Raw genomic sequence first — 17,384 nt, 5'->3', positions numbered from 1 at the left:
AGACATGGATCGTAGAAAAAGACAAGAAAAAATCCGTAACTTTTCAATTATTGCCCATATTGACCACGGGAAATCGACGTTAGCGGATCGCATTCTGGAATTTACAGGTGCGCTCAGCGACCGTGAACGCGAAGATCAGTTCCTGGATCAGATGGACTTAGAGAGGGAACGGGGAATTACCATCAAGCTGAACTCTGTCCAGCTAAAATATAAAGCGAAAGACGGCGAAGAATATATTCTTCACTTAATCGATACACCGGGACATGTCGATTTTACATACGAAGTATCCCGTTCGCTGGCAGCCTGTGAAGGGGCGCTTCTAATCGTTGACGCTGCGCAGGGAATCGAAGCGCAGACGCTTGCCAATGTGTATCTGGCTCTTGATAACGACTTGGAGATTATTCCGGTTGTCAACAAAATTGATCTTCCAAGTGCTGAACCGGAGCGTGTGAAGCAGGAAATCGAAGATGTTATCGGCCTGGATGCCAGCGATGCCGTGCTTGCCTCTGCCAAAGCCGGCATCGGCATTGAGGAGATACTTGAGCAGGTCGTCAGTAAAGTCCCAGCTCCGACGGGCGACCCGGATGCCCCGCTTAAAGCACTCATTTTCGACTCGCTGTACGATCCGTACCGCGGTGTTATCGTGTATGTACGGGTAATTGACGGTTTTGTCAAGAAAGGCAGCAAAATCAAAATGATGGCCACCGGCGCTGTTTTTGAGGTGACGGAGGTTGGAACATTTGCTCCATTTGCCAAGCAGGTGGATGAGCTTACCGTGGGCGACGTAGGATTCATCGCAGCCAGCATCAAAAGCGTACGCGATACGCGGGTTGGGGATACCGTAACGCTGGCGGATCGGCCGGCTGCTGAGGCTCTCCCCGGCTACCGGAAAGTAAACCCGATGGTTTTTTCCGGGATGTATCCGGTTGACTCGAGCGATTACAACGATTTGCGCGAGGCGCTCGAGAAGCTGCAGCTCAATGACGCATCGCTTCAATTCGAGCCCGAGACCTCGCAGGCGCTTGGTTTCGGCTTCCGTTGCGGTTTTCTTGGCATGCTCCACATGGAGATTATCCAGGAGCGGATTGAACGGGAATTTAATATTGCGCTCATTACCACTGCACCAAGCGTAATTTACCATGTTACCTTAACCAATGGCGAGGAGTTGTCCATCGAGAATCCTGCACACATGCCGGATCCGCAGCGCATCGATTTTATTGAAGAGCCTTATGTGAAGGCGTCGATTATGGTGCCGAAGGAATTCGTAGGCGCGATCATGGATTTGTGCCAGCGTAAGCGCGGCGACTTTGGCGATATGCAGTATTTGGATGAAACCAGGGTACAGATCACATATGAAATCCCGCTTGCAGAAGTTGTATTTGAGTTTTTTGACCAGCTAAAGTCAAGCACCAAAGGCTACGCTTCTTTTGACTACGAACTGTCCGGCTATAAGAAATCCAAGCTTGTGAAGATGGACATTATGCTGAACGGTGAACTAGTGGATGCCCTTTCCTTCATTGTACACCGCGATTCCGCCTATAACCGCGGCCGCGTGCTTTGCGAAAAGCTGAAAGAGTTGATTCCACGGCAGATGTTTGAGGTGCCGATTCAGGCAGCCATTGGGCAGAAGATTATTGCCCGCGAAACGATTAAAGCGATGCGCAAGAATGTACTGGCTAAATGTTACGGCGGGGATATTTCCCGGAAGCGCAAACTTCTCGAGAAGCAGAAGGAAGGGAAGAAGCGCATGAAATCGGTTGGGAATGTCGAGGTACCGCAGGAAGCATTCATGGCCGTGCTTAAGATGGATGATAAGTAATCGATTTTTTACTGTGTTATACTATAGGAATCAAATCTCACAGCGGGAGATAGCGGGGAAACCCACTAATCGACCGCTTTTTTCACATATATGCACGCAGGCTGCCCCTAACGCCAACGCTTGGCGTCAGCCAAGTTTTCTACTAAACAAAGAAGGTGACTTTTATGGCGGAAGCCGTTTATATTCATATACCGTTTTGCACAAACAAGTGCTATTACTGTGATTTTAATTCTTATGTAACGAAGAATCCCCAGTTTGTATGGGATTACCTGCATGCGCTTGATAAAGAGATGGCAGAAACGATAAAACGGACCCCTCCATCCGCGATTAACACCATTTTTGTGGGAGGCGGGACGCCAACTTTTCTGTCCCCGCAACAGATGCAGTATTTTCTGGAGTCGGTTCAGCGCCACTTCCCAGACCGGAGTGAAACGCTGGAATTTACGATGGAAGCGAACCCAGGTACAACGGATGTGGAGAAACTGCGAATTATGAAAGATGGCGGCGTCAATCGGATTAGCTTTGGCGTACAGTCGTTTAATAATGATTTGCTGAAAAAAATCGGCCGCATCCACGATCGGGAGCAGGTATATAAGAGCCTTGATTATGCGAAACAGACCGGTTTTACCAATCTCTCTATTGATTTGATTTTTGGGCTGCCTGACCAGACGAAGGAGTTGTTCCAGGATACGCTAAATCAGGCCTTTTCTCTGGATTTGCCGCACTTCTCCTCCTACAGTTTAAAGGTAGAAGAAAATACCCTTTTCCATACATTGTATGAGAAAGACCAGCTGCCTCTGCCCACTGAAGATGAAGAGGTGGCGATGTACGAACTTTTGATGAACGAGATGGAGAAACACGGTTACCGCCAGTATGAAATCAGCAATTTCGCGCGGCCTGGATATGAAAGCCGCCATAATATGACATACTGGAAGAACGAAGATTACTACGGGATCGGCGCGGGTGCACACGGATATGTGAATGGACGCCGTCATGTGAATGCAGGCCCCCTGACGCAGTATATGCAGCTTGTAGATGATACAGGGCTGCCGCGCATTGAGGAATTTGCCGTCTCGAAGCAAGAACAAACCGAGGATCATATGATCATGGGGCTAAGAATGATGAAGGGCGTTTCAGCGGCGGCATTTGCCGAGAGATTTGGCGCCACACTTAAGGCGTGTTTCGGCAATCAGATTGATGATTTAGTAAACCTTGGCCTCTTGCAATGGAAAGGGGATTATCTGCATCTCACGAAAAAAGGCATTCCGCTTGGCAATGAAGTTTTTGCGAGATTCCTCAACTAAGTTGACAACCATCGAGTTCGTTTGGTATTTTTTAAGTAAAGCTTTTTTAGCACTCGTTGATGTGGAGTGCTAACAAGGAGAGGGTTGTATGCTGACAGAAAGACAACAGCTTATTCTACATGCGTTAATCAACAACTATATCCGTTCAGCAGAACCGGTCGGTTCGCGAACCATTTCCAAACGAGAAGAAATTGGCTACAGTTCAGCGACAATCCGAAATGAAATGGCAGATTTAGAAGAGCATGGCTACATTGAACAGCCGCATACATCCGCCGGGCGCGTTCCTTCCAATAAAGGATACCGTTTTTATGTGGATCAGCTGGTAAAGGCTCCTTTTACGAAGCCTTCAGACCTCATCCAGATGCGCCAGCTGTTTGCTGAACGTTTCTATGAGCTTGAACAGGTTATGAATCAGGCAGCAGGGATTCTTACCAGCCTTACGAATTACACATCGATTATATTAGGACACGAAATAAACCATACAAAGCTTAAACATCTCCAGCTTCTTCCCATCTCTGACAATGAGGCTGTTGTTATCCTTGTTACGGATACGGGTAAGGTTGAAAGCAAGAAAATTAAGATCCCCGAAGAAATCTCCCACGGTGAGCTGGAACGGGTAGTCAACTTGCTGAATGAGAAGCTCGTTGGCGTTGCAATGAATGAGCTTAGAGAACGGGTGACAACTGAGGTTTCCAGGGAATTAGGCCGCTTTCTGAAGCAGTACCAGCAGATGATTGCAGTGCTCGAAGAAACACTGACACAGCCGAACGATGAGCGGATTGTGATGAAGGGCGCCTCCAAAATCATGATGCAGCCTGAATTCCGTGATGTGGATAAAGCAAGGGATATTCTGACATTATTTGAGCAGAATGATATGGTGGTGCGGTTATTTGACTCGCACGAATCAGGCATCCAGGTGCGGATAGGTACGGAGAACAATGAGGAGGCAGTAAACAACTGCAGCATCATAACCGCGACCTACCATCTGAACGGATTGCCCATTGGCACACTTGGCATACTGGGGCCGACGCGCATGGAATACGGGAGAGTCATCGGTATCCTTGACGGGCTCGCTACTAATCTCTCCGAACTGCTTTCGCATCTTTATAAAACGAAATAGAGAGAAGGAGAATCTATGGGCGAGAATAAGACCGGCGAGGAGCGGCTTTCTACCCTGCTTCACAATGTAAATGCCGTACAGGCGGTTGCCAGTTCTGTTGAGGGAACCATCGGGCCTAAAGGGCTCGATACGATGCTGGTGGATGAAAACGGCAATGTCATCATTACGAACGATGGGGTAACCATTCTGGAAGAGATGGAAGTTAAACATCCCGCTGCCCGCATGGTTATAAATATAGCACGTGCCCAGCAGGACAAAGTGGGCGATGGCACAACAACGGCTACCCTGCTCGCCGCTGCTCTTGTTTCCGAGGGAGCGAGCCAGGTTAGCCGGGGTGTGCCCGTTGCGAAAGTGATATCCGGCATTCGGCAGGGAATTACTAAAGCCGTCGGCATTTTGGAGAAAACGGCTGTGCGCATAACAAGCATGGATGATGAGAAACTCTATCATATTTCATTGATTGCAGGCCGGGAACATGAGGATATTGCCCATCTTATCATGGAGGGTGCAAAACTGATCGGAGAGGCAAAAATGTTAGAAAACGATTTTCGCTTCAGCGATCTTGTTACCGCAAAAGAAGGAGCAGACAATGAAGTCATTCACGGCGTGCTAATGAATCAGCGGCCGCTGTCCAAAGAAATGCCGGAACAGATAGAGGATGTAAAGCTGCTCGTTCTGGGTGATGCGCTGGCGCCGGAAGAGGTTGACGATGAAGCGCTGGGCACAGAGCGGGGTTTCCAGCGCTATCTGGATCTAAAGGAAGGCTACACGTGCAATCTGCAGAAGTTGGTGGCGCTTGGCATCAACACCGTCGTGGTAGAGAAGAGCTGTGACAGCATCGCTGAGGAATTTTGCATCGACAACGGGATTATGGTGCTACACAGAGTAAGCAAGGCCGATCGGCAGCGGGTGGCCGACCACACAGGTGCCCGCACGCTAAAGCGGACAGGTCTGAATAAGAGTGTCGATGAGCTAACACGCTACATTGGAAGGGCAAAACGAGTTGAATTTGAGGAAACGCTCGGCCAGGTGCGCATCATGCATGGTGCAGGCAAACCAACCGCAACGATGCTCATCGGCGCATCTACTGAAGAAGTAGTAGGAGAGAGGGAGCGGATTGCTAAAGATGCCGCCTCAGCCATGCAGGCTTGTATTCGAGCCGGTTATTTGCCTGGCGGCGGAAGTATTGAAATCTACCTTTCCCACCAGATAGAGCAGTGGCGAACGAGCCTGAAGGGAATGGAGGGCTTCGGTGTGGAAGCGGTGGCCAATGCGCTTCGCAAACCGCTGTCCCAGATGGTTCAGAACGCAGGATTTAATCCGCTGGAAAAAGTTGAAATGGTGAAGGCGGCCCAGGTTGAATCCGGAACAAACAGTGTTGGTATGGATTTTGATACGGGCCGGTGTGCGGATATGCTGCAAGCAGGGGTGGTTGACCCCGCGCTTGTTAAAATACATGCGCTAAAAACAGCCGGAGAAGTGAGCCAGGCTATCCTGCGCATACATACCATTATCCGCATGAAATCCGAAGAAGAATAGGGGGGCATCACATGGCTGGCGATATGCAAAAAGAAACACAAGAAGCACAGACAGAGACCACGCCGGAGCAATCTGCAGAAGGCGGGTACGAAAACGTTGAAACAGCGGGCGAGTCCGGTAACGCTCAGGATCACGCTGAACCTGTAAGCCGGGAGGAACAGCTGCTGGCTCAGATCGAACAGCTGCAGCAGGAAAAAGAGGAAAACTACAACAAATTCCTGCGGGCACAGGCAGACTTGCAAAACTTCCGCACACGTGTGAACAAGGAGAAGGAACAACTTCATAAATACGCTTCCCAGAAAGTAATCGAAGCTTTGCTCCCGATCATCGACAATTTTGATCGTGCTGTTTCAGCAAGTAAAGAAACAAAAGACTTCGACAACCTCGTGGAAGGTGTTGATATGGTGTTCCGCCAGCTGCAGCAAATTCTCGTACAGGAAGAGGTTACACCGCTTCCGGGTGTAGGCGAGCCGTTTGATCCGAATCTTCATCAGGCTGTCATGCAGCAAGAAAGCAGCGATTACGCGCCTGGCATTATCATTGAAGAGTTTCAGAAGGGCTACAGGCTAAAGGATCGCGTAATCCGCCCTTCTATGGTGAAGGTTAGCTCATAAAAGCTTGTGTTTAATTGATTCCATTCTTATATATACATTCTAGGAGGTAGTCTTATCATGTCTAAAGTAATTGGGATTGACTTAGGTACAACCAACTCCTGCGTTGCTGTTATGGAAGGCGGAGAGCCGGTTGTTATTCCAAATCCGGAAGGAAACCGCACCACTCCTTCTGTGGTTGCCTTTAAGAACGGGGAGCGCATTGTGGGTGAAGCCGCGAAGCGCCAGGCGATTACAAACCCTGATAACACCGTGGCTTCTATTAAACGCTACATGGGTACAGCTCATAAAACAACGCTTGAAGGCAAGGATTATACACCTCAGGAAATTTCCGCGATGATTCTGCAGAAGCTTAAGTCCGATGCTGAAGCCTACCTGGGTGAGTCTGTAACGCAGGCGGTAATTACCGTTCCTGCCTACTTCAATGACAGCCAGCGCCAGGCAACAAAAGACGCCGGTAAGATTGCCGGGCTTGAGGTTCTGCGTATTGTAAATGAACCGACAGCGGCATCGCTCGCATACGGTATGGATAAAGGAGAAGACCACACGATTCTTGTATACGACCTTGGCGGCGGTACATTCGACGTGTCTATCCTTGAGCTTAACAACGATGAAGAAGAAGGAAAAGGAATTAACGTTATTGCGACTAGCGGGGACAATCGTCTGGGCGGTGATGACTTCGACCAGGCCATTATTGACTACCTGGTGAGTGAATTCAAGAAAGAGAACGGCATTGACCTTAAGCAGGACCGCATGGCTATGCAGCGTCTTAAAGATGCGGCTGAGAAAGCGAAAAAAGACCTTTCCGGTGTTGTCACCACTACGATTTCTCTTCCGTTTATTACAGCTGATGCAACGGGACCGAAGCACCTGGAGGTAAACCTGACCCGTGCGAAATTCGACGAATTAACAGCTAACCTTGTAGAGCGCACGATGGGCCCAACCCGCCAGGCGCTGTCTGATGCGGGTCTGTCGCCTTCCCAGATTGATAAGGTTGTGCTTGTTGGGGGTTCTACCCGGATTTTGGCCGTTCAGGAAGCGATCCGCAAGCTCATCGGCAAAGAACCACACAAAGGCATTAACCCGGACGAAGCGGTAGCGCTTGGTGCTGCAATCCAGGCCGGTATCGTAACAGGCGATGTTACAGACATCCTGTTGCTTGACGTTACCCCTCTTTCACTCGGCATCGAGACAATGGGCGGTGTCATGACGAAACTGATTGACCGCAATACCACGATTCCGACTAGCAAAGCGCAGGTATTCTCTACAGCTGCCGACAACCAGACTTCTGTTGATATCCATGTGCTCCAAGGGGAACGTCCAATGGCTGCGGATAACAAAACGCTTGGACGCTTTATGCTGACGGATATTCCGCCGGCACCGCGCGGCATTCCACAGATCGAAGTTAAATTCGATATCGATGCGAACGGTATCGTAAATGTATCAGCTAAAGATCTTGGCACAGGCAAAGAGCAGAAGATTACGATCACGTCTTCCTCCGGTTTAAACGACGAAGAAATCGAGCGCATGGTTCGTGAAGCAGAAGAAAATGCCGAGTCCGACAAGCAGCGTAAAGAGCAGGTAGAACTGCGCAATGAAGCCGATCAGCTGATCTTCGCAACAGACAAAGCTGTCAAAGACCTGGGCGATAAAGTCGATCAGGCTGATATTGACAAAGCGAACGCGGCGAAAGATAAGTTGAAAACTGCGCTGGAAGGCTCAGATATCGAAGCCATCCGTACAGCAAAGGACGAACTGCAGGAAGTTGTACAGCAGTTGTCTGTTAAGCTCTACGAACAAATGGCAGCACAACAGCAGGCAGAGCAGGGCCAGCCTGGTGCCGATGCAGGCAAAAAAGATGATAATGTAGTAGACGCTGACTACACAGTAGTTGACGAAGACGATAAAAAATAAGAAACAAGCAGGCAAAAGTCAAAGTCAGGGAAACTTGGCTTTGACTTTTTTTAGTGAGTCCTGTTAAGATGAAAGTTATGATGTAAAGCGAGCGGGAGTGAAAACAATGAGTAAACGGGACTATTATGAAGTATTGGGTCTTTCTAAATCAGCCACACCTGAAGAAATTAAGAAGGCTCACCGTAAATTGTCTATGAAGTACCATCCGGACCGCAACAAAGAGCCGGACGCTGAAGCAAAGTTTAAAGAGGTTCAGGAAGCATACGATGTATTGAGTGACCCAGGCAAGAAGGCTAGCTACGATCAATTCGGCCACGACGGACCGCAGGGCGGATTTGGCGGCGGCGGTTTCGAAGGAGACTTTGGCGGCTTCGGAGACATTTTTGACATGTTCTTCGGAGGCGGTGGCGGACGCAGAAACCCAAACGCACCGCGCCAGGGTAACGATCTGCAATACACCATGCGGATTGATTTTAGAGAAGCCGTTTTTGGCAAAGAAACAGATATTGAAATACCGAAAGAAGCGACCTGTTCCAAGTGTGATGGTTCTGGGGCGGAGCCGGGAAGCAAAGTGGAAACGTGTGACACCTGCCACGGTTCAGGCCAGCAGGAAGTTGTTCAGAACTCCGCTTTCGGCCGCGTAGTCAACCGCAGAGTTTGTCCATCCTGTAAGGGTACCGGCAAATTTATTTCGGTCAAATGCAGCAAGTGCCACGGTTCAGGAAAAGAAAAAGTGCGCCGTAAAATCCATATCAACATTCCGGCTGGCGTTGATGACGGAGCTAGAATGCGCGTGACAGGAGAAGGAGAACTTGGCATTAACGGAGGACCGCCGGGAGACTTGTACATCGTGCTGCGCGTGAAGCCGCATGAGTTTTTCGAACGGGAAGGCGACGACATCTATTGCCAGATTCCGCTCACGTTTGTACAGGCGGCGCTCGGTGATGAGATCGAGGTCCCCACACTGGATGGCAAGGTAAAATTGAAAATACCGGCTGGCACGCAGACCGGCACAAAATTCCGGCTGCGCGGTCATGGCGTTCCGCACCTGCAGCGATCCGGTAAAGGGGATCAGCATGTACGGGTGATGATTGTGACGCCTACGAAATTGAATGATAAGCAAAAGGAATTGCTTCGTGAATTCAGCGACGTTAGCGGGGAACCGGGAACCTCCGGTGAAAGTTCTTTCTTTGATAAAGTGAAAAAAGTGCTGCGCGGGGAATTATAAGAGAAACAATCCGGCCTGGCCGGCAGGCAAATGATGAGGGGATGACAGGCATTGAAATGGTCCGAAATTAGCATTCATACGACCCAGGAGGCAGTGGAACCGATAGCGAATATTCTTCATGAAGCGGGTGCGACAGGGGTTGTGATAGAGGATCCTGAGATTTTGACGCGTGAATGGGAAGACCAGTTCGGTGAGATTTACCAGCTCTCCCCTAAGGATTACCCGGAGGAGGGCGTACTGGTTAAGGCGTATCTTCTCGTTAACAGCTATCTGGGGGAAACCGTCGATCAAATTAAGCAGGCCGTGAACAATCTGGTGCTGTATGATATTGATGCGGGACCCGGCACTGTTTTGCTTGCTGAAGTACGTGAAGAAGAATGGGCGACCGCCTGGAAAAAGTATTACAAGCCAGTGGAAATCTCGGACCATATTACGATTACACCCACCTGGGAAGAGTACGCACCGAAAAAGCCGGATGAGCTCATCATTGAACTTGATCCAGGAATGGCTTTTGGCACAGGCACCCACCCTACTACCGTTCTCTGTATTCGTGCTCTGGATGAAGTGATCCAGGGAGGAGAGCAGGTGATTGACGTGGGCTGCGGCACAGGTGTATTAAGTATTGCGGCTGCCAAGCTGGGAGCCGGATCTGTGCGTGCGCTTGATCTGGATGAAGTGGCCGTTCAATCCTCTCGCATTAACGTCAAGCTTAATCATACCGATGACAGGGTGACTGTAAACCAAAACAATCTGCTTGATGGGGTGGAGGGATCCGCAGACATTATTGTGGCGAATATACTGGCTGAGGTCATTGTCCGATTTTCGGATGATGCGGCCGCAATTTTAAAGCCAGGCGGCCTTTTTATTACCTCAGGCATTATTACACAGAAGGAAGACGAAGTGAAAGAGGCGCTGGCCGCGTCGGGCTTTCGCGTCCGGGAAACGCATTACATGCATGACATGTTTGACGAAGGGGAATCAAGCAGTGGCTATCCTTCCGCAGACGAAGTTGCGCCGCCAACCCTGTACGACAGAACCTTGCTCACATCTGGCTGGGTGTGCATCATAGCGGAAAAGGAAGCGAAATAGCATGCAGCGCTACTTCGTAAAACCACAGCAGATGACGGACTCGGTTGTCAGGATAACAGGGGACGATGTGAGCCATATTGTCAAAGTGATGCGAAGCGAACCGGGTGATGAAATCATCTGCTGCAATGGCGAGGGTAGGGATGTTAAAGCCGTTATAGAGGGACTAGGACCGGATGAAGTGACCGCCCGTATCACAGAAGAAGACCTGCCAATCCGTGAAATGCCGGTATATGTTACCATTGCTCAGGGCCTGCCCAAGGGTGATAAAATGGAACTGGTCATACAGAAGGGCACTGAACTTGGTGCTTTTTCTTTTTTGCCGTTCACTTCCCAGCGCACTATCGTCAAACTGGACGATAAAAAAGAAAAAAAGCGCCTGGAGCGCTGGCAGAAAATCGCAAAGGAAGCTGCAGAACAGTCTCACCGCAGCCGTATTCCGGCTATAGAAAATGTGCATAATTGGGAACAGCTTCTTGCACGGGCATCTGGTTTTGATTATGCTTTATTTGCATACGAAAAAGAGGAAGGTTCCCTGGCACTCGCTCTGGAGCGTATACCCGCGGGTTCAAGCATTCTCCTCATAATCGGGCCCGAAGGCGGATTTGAGGAGCAGGAGGCGCTTGCGGCGGAGGAGTCCGGAATGATGCGTGTTTCCCTGGGCCGCCGGATACTGCGCACGGAAACAGCGGCGCTGTATGGATTGTCATGTGTCTCTTACCAGTTCGAACGATAATTTTTTAACTATAGAAGTAGTTAGGAGTTGGTCTAACAATGCCAACCGTTGCGTTTCACACGTTAGGCTGTAAAGTAAACCATTACGAGACGGAAGCCATCTGGCAGCTCTTTAAAGAGGCCGGATATGAGCAGATTTCGTTTGAAGATAAAGCAGATGTCTATGTCATTAATACATGTACCGTGACGAATACAGGGGATAAGAAAAGCCGCCAGGTCATCCGCCGTGCGATTCGCCGCAATCCCGAGGGGGTTATCGCAGTAACGGGCTGTTATGCCCAGACAACCCCGCATGAAATTATGGCTATCCCAGGCGTGGACATTGTGGTTGGAACATCAGGCCGAGAAAAGCTTCTCGATTATATCAACCAGAATCTGCGCGAACGCCAGCCGATAAATGCGGTAAGCAATATTATGAAAGCCCGTGAGTATGAAGAGCTGGATGTTCCTTCTTTCACGGACCGGACGCGGGCTTCGCTTAAAATTCAGGAAGGGTGCAATAACTTCTGCACGTTCTGCATCATTCCATGGGCACGCGGTCTGATGCGCAGCCGCAAACCGGAAAGCGTTATTGAACAGGCGAATAAGCTTGTCGCTGCAGGGTATAAAGAAATTGTGCTGACCGGCATTCACACCGGCGGGTATGGAGAGGATCTGGAAGATTATAACCTCGCCCGCTTGCTCCGTGAGCTGGATACAAAAGTCCCGGGGTTAAAGCGCATTCGCATCAGTTCCATCGAAGCGAGCCAGATTACCGATGAAGTTATCAAGGTGCTGAATTCATCAGACAAAATGTGCCGGCACCTGCACATACCGCTTCAGGCTGGATCCGATCCGGTACTCAAGCGTATGCGCCGTAAGTATACGACGGATGAATACCGCCGGACCATTGAGAAACTGAAGAAGGCCATGCCGGATGTAGCCATCACAACCGATATTATTGTCGGATTTCCAGGGGAAACCGAAGAAATGTACCAGGAAGGTTTCCGCTTTATTGAAGAAATGGAGTACGCGGAATTGCACGTATTCCCTTACTCCAAGCGAACCGGCACACCTGCCGCGCGGTTTGAAGACCAGGTGGACGAGGATATCAAAAACCAACGCGTCCATGAGCTGATTGAATTGTCCAACCGGATGAAAGTTGCCTATGCCAGCAAATTTGTCGGCCAGGTCCTTGAAGTCATTCCGGAGGAGCCATATAAAGAAGCGCCAGACAGCGGTTTATATGTCGGCTTCTCTGATAACTATCAGAAGCTTATTTTTGAAGCAGACGAATCTCTTGTTGGCGCCATCTGTAAAGTTCGTCTTGACGAGCCGGGTGTCGAATATTCAAAGGGGACATTTGTCCGTGTACTGGAAGAAGCGCGCACCTCGGCAGTTGTATAAACAACGCCAATCAAGCGGAACAATCGCGGTTTAGCGGTTGTTCCGCTTTTTAATTGTATAAGAAGTATATTTCGCTTTAAAGCATTAATGTTAGTTTCTGCTGGGACCGATAGGTCCCCTTCTTTTGTGAATATGGAGTTTATGGCCTACGATGTTTTTCTCACTTTTTTTATTTAGCAATAAAGAGTAAAATATGAAGAAAATGTGGAAAAAATCTCTAAAAAGAGAATGTGTCGCAGTAAAAACCATTCGCTAAGGAGGGATACAATGCCTAAAGAAGTTTCAGCTGGCGGCGTGGTATATCGTCGAACAGGCAGCAACATCGAACTGATGATGATCGAAGATAGGTATATGAAAGTCTCTCTTCCTAAAGGAAAGCAGGAAGAAGGGGAAACAATGGAACAAACAGCCCTGCGTGAGATTTTGGAGGAAACAGGCATCGAAGGCAAGGTTGTTCATCCGTTAAAAACCATCTATTATGATTATTACAACCCCAAGTTAGGAGCCATAAAAAAAGAGGTTCATTACTATCTGGTAGAAGCGCTTTCCGGAACGCTAACACCCCAGGTGGAAGAGATAAACAAAGTGGACTGGTTAACACCTGAGAAGGCCTGGGAAAGACAGGATCATAACGGGTATGATAACAATATTCCTGTTTTAAAAAGAGCCTACGAACTGCTGGGAATTAACAACTGGAGGGAAAAAACATCGTGACACAATTAAATATCGCTGACTATATTGACCATACTTTATTAAAACCAGATACAACAGCTGACATGATCGATAAGCTTTGCCAGGAAGCGAGGGACCATCATTTCTTCGCGGTGTGCGTGAATGCGTACTGGGTGGCCAGGGTCAAGCAACAGCTGCGCGGCAGCAATGTTAAGATTGCGGCTGTCGTTGGGTTTCCGCTGGGGGCCACAACATCTGAAACGAAAGCTTTTGAAACAGTACAAGCAGTTGAGAATGGTACGGATGAAATTGATATGGTAATCAATATCGGCGCGCTTAAAGATAAAGATGATGAAGCCGTCCGCAGGGACATTATGGGGGTTGTCCATTCTGCAGGAGGAAACACTGTGAAGGTTATCATTGAAACAGGCCTTCTAACGGAAGAAGAAAAAGAGCGCGCGTGCAGGCTGAGCAAAGAGGCTGGTGCCCATTTTGTTAAAACATCTACAGGATTTGGACATGGCGGGGCAACGGTTGCGGATGTGGAGTTGATGCGCAGAACGGTTGGCCCAGATATGGGTGTAAAAGCTTCTGGCGGCGTTCGTGACTGTGCAGCCGCGGAAGCCATGATAAAAGCGGGTGCAACCCGTATCGGCACCAGCGGCGGCGTTTCGATCGTTAGCGGCGGAACCGTTGCAAAAGGGCAATATTAAGCACAAAACAACTACCTGGAACTTAATCAGGGAGTTGTTCTTCTTATCGTATATGTATCCAAGAAAAACATCGTGAGGCGCATGTCCGCACCTTTCTTTCCCCCAGGCCGAAAGGTGTTTCCGATTTTACCATTCGGCATAAGTGCAACTTAGGTTGCTGCCAGCGCTACAGCTTAGCAGCAACCTAGTTTTCTAATGGAGCGTGTGGAACAGAGGGCGAAAAAGACCGGCAACCTGTCTCCATCACCCCGATACCCAGATGTTGCACCTAAACGGTATAAAGGAATCTAAGGCCATCACCTGCGCTTACGCTTGCCACTGGCCGAGATTCCCTAATGCCGGTCCGTCCGTCGTTCCGCAAAGCGGCCGTAAAAACTTCTATGAGGGGAAAGAAGAGAGCGGCATCGCACACGATGTTTATACTACTTTTTGTCGGGAACGCAGTAAACGGCGAGCCTGGATATGGAGTAGGTAAACGGCAGCGCTCCAAGCGAACACACGGCATTAAATAGCGTTTGGGCATGCGCTATCTGCATATCCGGCGCGTCAGTCATCGTAGAAACCACACGGGCAAGCGGTTCAATCAACGGCATAAACAGCAGCACTCCTGCAACATTTAGAAAGACGTGGACCCACGCGACGCGTTTGGCCGGAATGCTTGCCCCAATTGCGGCCAGTACGGCCGCAACGCATGAGCCTATATTGCTCCCCAGTACGATAGAGATTCCCATAGCTAATGGGATGGTATGCTGGTTCATAAAACTCATCGTAATGGCGGTAGTGGCTGTCCCGCTTTGTATGATGGCTGTCAAAATTAAACCTATAAGTACGCCTATCCAGTTATTTCGGGAAGCGCTGGTGAGCATCTCGGATATCCAGCCGTTATGTTGAAGCGGGCCTGCCATAGATTGTAGGAGGTTTATGGCCAGAAACATGCAGCCAAATCCCGCTAACGCTGCTCCCACGGCACGTATAGCAGGCCGGGGAATAAACCACAGCAGGCTCCCTGCTAGAAAGATCGGAACGGCATGCGATGATAAATCGAGTGCGATAAGCTGGGTGGTAAACGTAGTGCCTATGTTTGTCCCTAAAATGATGCCTATCGTTTGTGGGAAACTGATTAACCGGGCATGGGTAAGTCCAATGGTTAATACTGAAACAGCGCCGCTGCTTTGCACAATCATTGTGACAAGCGTGCCGGTAACAAGCCCCCGCAACGGCGTTTTAGTAAAGCGGACTATCCATAAACGCATTCGATCCCCGGCCAGATTAAAGAGACCGAACCGCATGATATACATACCGCCGATAAACAGCAGCAGACCGGTGCAAAAACGAACAATTAGCATGGTAATGGTATATCTCTCCTTTCCATAGGTAAAGGCACCGGGCGGTTAACTGGTAACCTCGGGCAAGACAACACGCAGCTTCTTTAATATCTATTCAGGAAAAGGGACGGGCATGACTCACAGCTTAACCGTACGCCCGCCACATAACTGCCCCATGGTTGATACCCGGAATAAGGTGTCGTATCATATTGACCATAAGAGAAAGCATCAATCAGAGAGGATTAAAAGTATGCAGCCGCAAAATTCTTGCAAACTGAACCATTCGGTTTCGGATGTTCAGGCTAAATTAAACGACATGACGGCCTTTCTGCCGCATGATATTTCACAATGGCTTACCAGTTATATTGATGATGGAAGGAGCCAGGAGGAGCTTAACAGCATTTTTCACCTGCTGAAAAAGTATGATCTGGCAGATGCGTCCGAGCAGGATCGAAGGAACAAGACTTTTCAGGAAATGAAAAACAGGTAAGAAGAGTAGCGGTCCACTCCACCACTTCCGAAAATAATGATCAAAGGAAGATTTTTGCCATACAATGGGAGTAACCTGCAGACTTTAAACTGTGGGTGTACTCCTTTTGTTTTCGGACGCCATTTCAGTTATAGTTAAACGTATAGACTTTAAAGATGTGAGAGGGAACAGTATGGCAGGAAAAGCAAAGCATATAGCAGGAATTTCATTGAGTATTATGGGCGTAGGTTTTGCAGCCACGCTGCCTTTTCAGGGCACGGCGTTAGGCGGCATTCTGCAGGGGGGATTTGAGGCAGGGCTTGTTGGGGGACTGGCCGACTGGTTTGCCGTGACAGCCCTTTTTCGGCATCCGATGGGTCTTCCGATTCCACATACTGCTTTGGTTCCCAAGAACAGAAAGCGCATTACAGAAGCGCTTGTATCTACACTTGAAAATGATTGGCTGAGCAAGGAAAGCGTCGTTTCAAAAATCAGCCAGATTAATATAACCGATAAAATGATTGCCATCGTCGAGAGGGAGCTTGGCTCCGAACGGGTGAAAACGGGGCTGGCTTCCCTGTGCCGACAGCTGATTCTGGCGATTGAGCCGGAGCGCATCGTCCCGTTGGTTGAGGAAGAAATCAAGCGGTTTGCGGCAGGGCTTGATACCAGTGTAATTTTGGGGCGGGCCATTGATAAAATTATCCAGCAGGATTATGACACCAAGGCTTTTGACTTTCTTCTTGAGAAGGCAGGGGAATGGGCTGTTCGAGGTGAAACCCGCTATAAATTGGGCGCCATGGGTGTGGCGGCCCTGGAAAATATCCAGCTAGAAGGATTTATGCAGTTTGCGCTTAAATCGCTGTCCGGCATGATTAATGAAGACAAAATCGGAGGCATTATGCAGAACCTCATTATCCGCGGACTGGATAATCTGCGCCATGAAGACAATGCAAACAGGCAGATGATTCTAGGGATTATCCGGACTGAACTGGAACAGCAGAAAGAGAATCAGACACTATTATCCGAATTAAGCGGGCTTAAAGCTCAGATTCTATCTGAACTGAATATCGCGGACAAACTAACCCGGATCTTCATCGATTTAAGGGAGAAGGCCGCAGCCTTCATCGAAAAACCGGCATTTGCTGATGAGTATTTGATACCATTTCTGCATCACATGCTGGGCAATTTTAAAAGCAGCCCGAAAGCAGTGGCAACGCTTGAGAACTGGGTGCAAGATCAAATTGCGCATTTTGTGGAGGATAACCATTCCCGGATCGGACAGCTTGTTAAGGAAAATCTGAACAAGCTGGATGATGAAACCCTCATCGCTATGATGGAGGATAAAATCGGAAAGGATCTGCAGTGGATTCGCGTGAATGGAGCGGTGTGCGGGTTTTTAATCGGACTCATCCTTGTCGGTGTGAAAGCACTACTATAAACGGCGCCCGGCTTGAAGAGGG

15 protein-coding genes are annotated in these 17,384 nt (G+C 49.1%); 14 read left to right on the top strand and 1 reads right to left on the bottom strand.

All coding sequences use genetic code 11. The features are described 5' to 3' along the window. Positions 1–4: 4 nt before the first annotated feature. The 12 genes from lepA (at position 5) to deoC (ending at position 14,127) form a co-directional block, all read left to right on the top strand. Positions 5–1,819 carry a translation elongation factor 4 gene (lepA, locus tag PP175_RS19465; RefSeq protein ID WP_272439895.1) on the top strand — a complete coding sequence of 605 codons (1,815 nt, stop codon included), beginning with the start codon at positions 5–7 and terminating at the stop codon, positions 1,817–1,819. Between the two features lie 164 nt (positions 1,820–1,983). Beyond that, positions 1,984–3,123: a radical SAM family heme chaperone HemW gene (gene hemW, locus PP175_RS19460; RefSeq protein WP_272439894.1), complete on the top strand. Its 1,140-nt coding sequence runs from the start codon at positions 1,984–1,986 to the stop codon at positions 3,121–3,123. An 88-nt stretch (positions 3,124–3,211) separates the two neighbouring features. Further along, entirely contained in the window at positions 3,212–4,243 is a 1,032-nt protein-coding gene (gene hrcA, locus PP175_RS19455; RefSeq protein ID WP_272439893.1) for a heat-inducible transcriptional repressor HrcA, read from the top strand. Between the two features lie 15 nt (positions 4,244–4,258). Then, positions 4,259–5,782, top strand: coding sequence for a TCP-1/cpn60 chaperonin family protein (locus tag PP175_RS19450; protein ID WP_272439892.1), 1,524 nt, complete (start codon positions 4,259–4,261; stop codon positions 5,780–5,782). 11 nt (positions 5,783–5,793) lie between these two features. Further along, positions 5,794–6,396 (top strand): nucleotide exchange factor GrpE, encoded by a 603-nt coding sequence (grpE, locus tag PP175_RS19445; RefSeq protein ID WP_272439891.1) that lies wholly within the window; start codon positions 5,794–5,796, stop codon positions 6,394–6,396. Positions 6,397–6,453: 57 nt separating this feature from the next. Further along, positions 6,454–8,307, top strand: coding sequence for a molecular chaperone DnaK (dnaK, locus tag PP175_RS19440; RefSeq protein WP_272439890.1), 1,854 nt, complete (start codon positions 6,454–6,456; stop codon positions 8,305–8,307). 106 nt (positions 8,308–8,413) lie between these two features. Beyond that, positions 8,414–9,535 (top strand): molecular chaperone DnaJ, encoded by a 1,122-nt coding sequence (gene dnaJ / locus PP175_RS19435; RefSeq protein WP_272439889.1) that lies wholly within the window; start codon positions 8,414–8,416, stop codon positions 9,533–9,535. Between the two features lie 51 nt (positions 9,536–9,586). Further along, positions 9,587–10,624, top strand: a complete 1,038-nt coding sequence (gene prmA, locus PP175_RS19430; RefSeq protein WP_272439888.1) for a 50S ribosomal protein L11 methyltransferase — start codon at positions 9,587–9,589, stop codon at positions 10,622–10,624. Between the two features lies 1 nt (position 10,625). Beyond that, on the top strand, positions 10,626–11,357 hold the full coding sequence (locus PP175_RS19425) for a 16S rRNA (uracil(1498)-N(3))-methyltransferase (protein ID WP_272439887.1): 732 nt from the start codon (positions 10,626–10,628) through the stop codon (positions 11,355–11,357). A gap of 38 nt (positions 11,358–11,395) precedes the next feature. Further along, positions 11,396–12,742, top strand: a complete 1,347-nt coding sequence (gene mtaB / locus PP175_RS19420; protein ID WP_272439886.1) for a tRNA (N(6)-L-threonylcarbamoyladenosine(37)-C(2))-methylthiotransferase MtaB — start codon at positions 11,396–11,398, stop codon at positions 12,740–12,742. Between the two features lie 267 nt (positions 12,743–13,009). Continuing rightward, positions 13,010–13,456: an NUDIX hydrolase gene (locus PP175_RS19415; RefSeq protein ID WP_272439885.1), complete on the top strand. Its 447-nt coding sequence runs from the start codon at positions 13,010–13,012 to the stop codon at positions 13,454–13,456. 62 nt (positions 13,457–13,518) lie between these two features. Continuing rightward, positions 13,519–14,127: a deoxyribose-phosphate aldolase gene (deoC, locus tag PP175_RS19410; protein WP_272443327.1), complete on the top strand. Its 609-nt coding sequence runs from the start codon at positions 13,519–13,521 to the stop codon at positions 14,125–14,127. Between the two features lie 422 nt (positions 14,128–14,549). Here the strand turns inward: deoC and PP175_RS19405 are convergent, their stop codons facing one another. Beyond that, entirely contained in the window at positions 14,550–15,473 is a 924-nt protein-coding gene (locus PP175_RS19405) for a Na/Pi symporter (protein WP_272439884.1), read from the bottom strand. 229 nt (positions 15,474–15,702) lie between these two features. Between PP175_RS19405 and PP175_RS19400 the strand changes: the two genes are divergently transcribed. Next, positions 15,703–15,942, top strand: a complete 240-nt coding sequence (locus PP175_RS19400) for a hypothetical protein (RefSeq protein WP_272439883.1) — start codon at positions 15,703–15,705, stop codon at positions 15,940–15,942. Between the two features lie 172 nt (positions 15,943–16,114). Further along, on the top strand, positions 16,115–17,362 hold the full coding sequence (locus PP175_RS19395; protein ID WP_272439882.1) for a DUF445 domain-containing protein: 1,248 nt from the start codon (positions 16,115–16,117) through the stop codon (positions 17,360–17,362). Positions 17,363–17,384 lie beyond the last annotated feature (22 nt).

The organism is Aneurinibacillus sp. Ricciae_BoGa-3 (assembly GCF_028421645.1).
Lineage (GTDB): Bacteria > Bacillota > Bacilli > Aneurinibacillales > Aneurinibacillaceae > Aneurinibacillus_B.
Note: the sequence above shows the minus strand (reverse complement) of the source record. Positions and strands in the feature narration are given on the sequence as shown.

Excerpts from the sequence above, each read along its gene's own strand:
- deoC (WP_272443327.1), top strand. The coding sequence starts at position 13,519 with ATGATCGATAAGCTTTGCCAGGAAGCGAGGGACCATCATTTCTTCGCG.
- PP175_RS19400 (WP_272439883.1), top strand. The coding sequence starts at position 15,703 with ATGCAGCCGCAAAATTCTTGCAAACTGAACCATTCGGTTTCGGATGTT.
- hemW (WP_272439894.1), top strand. The coding sequence starts at position 1,984 with ATGGCGGAAGCCGTTTATATTCATATACCGTTTTGCACAAACAAGTGC.
- lepA (WP_272439895.1), top strand. The coding sequence starts at position 5 with ATGGATCGTAGAAAAAGACAAGAAAAAATCCGTAACTTTTCAATTATT.
- dnaK (WP_272439890.1), top strand. The coding sequence starts at position 6,454 with ATGTCTAAAGTAATTGGGATTGACTTAGGTACAACCAACTCCTGCGTT.
- dnaJ (WP_272439889.1), top strand. The coding sequence starts at position 8,414 with ATGAGTAAACGGGACTATTATGAAGTATTGGGTCTTTCTAAATCAGCC.
- grpE (WP_272439891.1), top strand. The coding sequence starts at position 5,794 with ATGGCTGGCGATATGCAAAAAGAAACACAAGAAGCACAGACAGAGACC.
- PP175_RS19450 (WP_272439892.1), top strand. The coding sequence starts at position 4,259 with ATGGGCGAGAATAAGACCGGCGAGGAGCGGCTTTCTACCCTGCTTCAC.
- PP175_RS19405 (WP_272439884.1), bottom strand. The coding sequence starts at position 15,473 with ATGCTAATTGTTCGTTTTTGCACCGGTCTGCTGCTGTTTATCGGCGGT.
- PP175_RS19425 (WP_272439887.1), top strand. The coding sequence starts at position 10,626 with ATGCAGCGCTACTTCGTAAAACCACAGCAGATGACGGACTCGGTTGTC.
- PP175_RS19395 (WP_272439882.1), top strand. The coding sequence starts at position 16,115 with ATGGCAGGAAAAGCAAAGCATATAGCAGGAATTTCATTGAGTATTATG.
- PP175_RS19415 (WP_272439885.1), top strand. The coding sequence starts at position 13,010 with ATGCCTAAAGAAGTTTCAGCTGGCGGCGTGGTATATCGTCGAACAGGC.
- mtaB (WP_272439886.1), top strand. The coding sequence starts at position 11,396 with ATGCCAACCGTTGCGTTTCACACGTTAGGCTGTAAAGTAAACCATTAC.
- hrcA (WP_272439893.1), top strand. The coding sequence starts at position 3,212 with ATGCTGACAGAAAGACAACAGCTTATTCTACATGCGTTAATCAACAAC.